This is a genomic window from Syntrophorhabdaceae bacterium (assembly GCA_028698615.1).
Taxonomy (GTDB): domain Bacteria; phylum Desulfobacterota; class Syntrophorhabdia; order Syntrophorhabdales; family Syntrophorhabdaceae; genus Delta-02.
Map to the genome: position 1 here is coordinate 1 of JAQVWF010000117.1, position 2,887 is coordinate 2,887.

3 protein-coding genes are annotated in these 2,887 nt (G+C 30.0%); all 3 read right to left on the minus strand.

All coding sequences use genetic code 11. The features are described 5' to 3' along the window. Positions 1-391 precede the first annotated feature (391 nt). Positions 392-1,168 (minus strand): P-loop NTPase, encoded by a 777-nt coding sequence (locus PHC90_14980; protein MDD3847651.1) that lies wholly within the window; start codon positions 1,166-1,168, stop codon positions 392-394. A 471-nt stretch (positions 1,169-1,639) separates the two neighbouring features. Then, the gene (locus tag PHC90_14985; protein ID MDD3847652.1) at positions 1,640-2,149 is read right to left on the minus strand and encodes a chromate transporter; all 510 of its coding nucleotides are present in this window, start codon (positions 2,147-2,149) and stop codon (positions 1,640-1,642) included. Beyond that, positions 2,143-2,700 (minus strand): chromate transporter, encoded by a 558-nt coding sequence (locus tag PHC90_14990; protein MDD3847653.1) that lies wholly within the window; start codon positions 2,698-2,700, stop codon positions 2,143-2,145. The genes PHC90_14985 and PHC90_14990 overlap by 7 nt, the downstream gene beginning before the upstream one ends. Positions 2,701-2,887 lie beyond the last annotated feature (187 nt).

Here is a 2,887-nt window from a genome sequence, read left to right on the forward strand (position 1 = left end):
TCCAACGGGACTCCACTCTCAATGAGTTTACCCCTGTCAGAATACAAATCTATTTTATCGCTATATTTTGGCATATAGTATTCCTCCTTTTTTTGATATCCAAAAACAGGATATCATGTCCAAGATTTTTAAAGTCCATTAAACGGACTTCAGAGATACCTCATACAAATAATATTTAAGTGTTTCTATTTAGAATATTTATTTGATATGCCAAACTAACAACAAACTCTAATTTTATTTTAATTATAAATTTTATTAATAATATTATATTTAATAAAAAGAAGTTAAAATGAATAAATCAATAAGTATTAGACAAAATACAAAAATAAATAAAAATATCCCGGTATTTAATTTTATAGGGGCATTCTAATTAGAAAAATGTGTATATGCCTTAAATATTCTCTATAATCTGATAGATTTTATCAAGATCTATTTGATAATTCTCGATTTTACCATCATCACATAGTCTAGATATCTCGGGATCTACTGGTATACTGCCTATTTCTGGAATTCCCATCTTAGAGTTTTCCCCATTTCCGAATAGATCAATTTTTTTTCCACATGTGGGGCATGATGCATATGCCATATTTTCAACTACGCCCAATACTTTAACATTCAACTCTTCTGCCATGGAAACTGCTTTTTTCACTATTGTTGAAGCTAAAATTTGAGGAGAGGTTACAACTACAAATCCATCAAGTTTAATACTTTGCATTAAGGTAAGTTGAACATCACTAGTTCCAGGGGGTAAATCAAATAACAAATAATCGATATCTTCCCATAAAACATCTGCAAGAAATTGTGATACAGCTCCACTTATTCTTAATCCTCTCCAAATAACGGCGTCTTCGTTATTTGGTAGAAAAAGACTCATTGACATAATCTTAATGCCACTTTTAGAAACAACAGGTATTATTCCAGAACTGCCTCCAATTGGTTTTTCATCTATTCCAAACATCATGGGTATACTTGGACCAGTTATATCGAGATCTAGTATACCTACTGTTTTTCCTTGTTTTGCAAGGTAAGAAGCAATAAGAGAAGTTACAACGGATTTCCCCACTCCCCCTTTACCACTTCCAACTGCAATTTTTTTTCCTATTTTTGACATTCTTTCATCAATATTCATTTTTTGAACTTTCAAGTGCTCTTTGAGATTTGATTCCATTTATATCCCCTAATATTCTATTTAACTAAAATATTTTCAATTAATTTCAACGTTGTATGTCTGACGGAGTTGATTTCTCCCAAAATGTTGATACTTTGCCAAAAGATGAGAGAATACTTCATCTTCTATTTCCAAAATAAAACCAGTAGGTATTGTTACTTTCATAATATCTTATCCGTTTCAAGAAAAATATTGTTATTTAATTTTTGTTATTGTCTAAATTTGGATTATTTGATCTACAAAATCCAGTTCTGTTTCCATACCTACCACCGTTGACTCTGTGTACATTCGAACTGTTACATTTAGGGCAGTTCAAGTTAATGCCCATTTTTCCAGTCCCGTGAGGTAAATCCCACTCGTAGTTGCAGTCATAACACTTAAACTTCCTATTATCCATAATAATACACTTCGTTTTTATGATATCTTCAATATGAATATTTATTCATAATTTATAAATCTAACTACTAATCATCACAACACTAAAATTGCTATGAATCCTGATCCAATTATAAAAAAGATTGGGTCTATTCTAGTTTTAACAAGTAAAATAAATATTGCTAATGCTAGTATTACCGCCTTTATATCAAGATTTAATATAAATTGAACTCCTAAGGAATATAATGTTATAAAAACAAGTACCGCGGTTCCAAGAGCTAGAGAATTAATAAAATATTCTTTTTTTAATTTTATTGATTTCTTTAACGTTAAGTAACTAGCCATGATTATTATCGGGGGTAAAAGCAAAAAAAATGTGGTTAATATAGCTCCGATAAAACCATAGTATTTATATCCAACATAAGTTGCCATATTGACTGCGATTGGCCCCGGTGTTAATTGTGCCGCAGTTAAAATTTCTTTAAATTCTGGAAAATTTAAATAATTTTGGCCAATCATTATATCCTTAATCAATCCAACAACAGCCCACCCACCCCCGAAAGATATTGAACCAATGTAGAAGAAAATAAATAGAATGTTTAGCAATCAATCCCTCCCTTTTCATAAAAATAATTAATAAAAACTAAAAAAAGAAATACAAAAAATGTCAAGTTTTTATTTAGAATAATAAACAATACACCAAATAAAAAAAGAGGGATAGTAATTTTGTTATAATTGATATTTTTCATTATTTTATAAAGCACGTATGAAGTCAATCCAACAGTTGCTATATAACACCCATTCAAAAATTTGGCCACATAAACACTGCCAGAATTGGCTTGTATTAAACTAGCAACTATTATTATTCCAAAAAATGGAGGAATGATAACCCCAAATGATGCAAATACTGCACCCCAAAACCCCCTTAGTTTTTTACCCAATAGTATTGATAAATTGAATGCTATTGGACCGGGCATAGACTGTGCGATTGAAAGTATATTAAAAAACTCTTTTTCAGTTATTAGTTTTTTATTAATCAGGTTTCTCTCAATAGCTGGTACCATTGCGTATCCCCCTCCAATGGTAAGTCCCGATATCTTAAGAAAAGTATAAAAAATAGACAATAATTCTCTGTTCTTTGAGACTATACTTATCATTTAAACTCCCTAAAATAATATGGCTATAGGCATATAAATACATTAGTAACCAGGAAATACTTATGAATTTATATTCGTAATCCAAAAACTTAAATATAGTTAGATGTCTTAACATCAACATAAACAAAAGATGGGGATAAAATTGAGCGAATATTTTTGGGAAGTGGAAAATGTATAAATTGTTTTT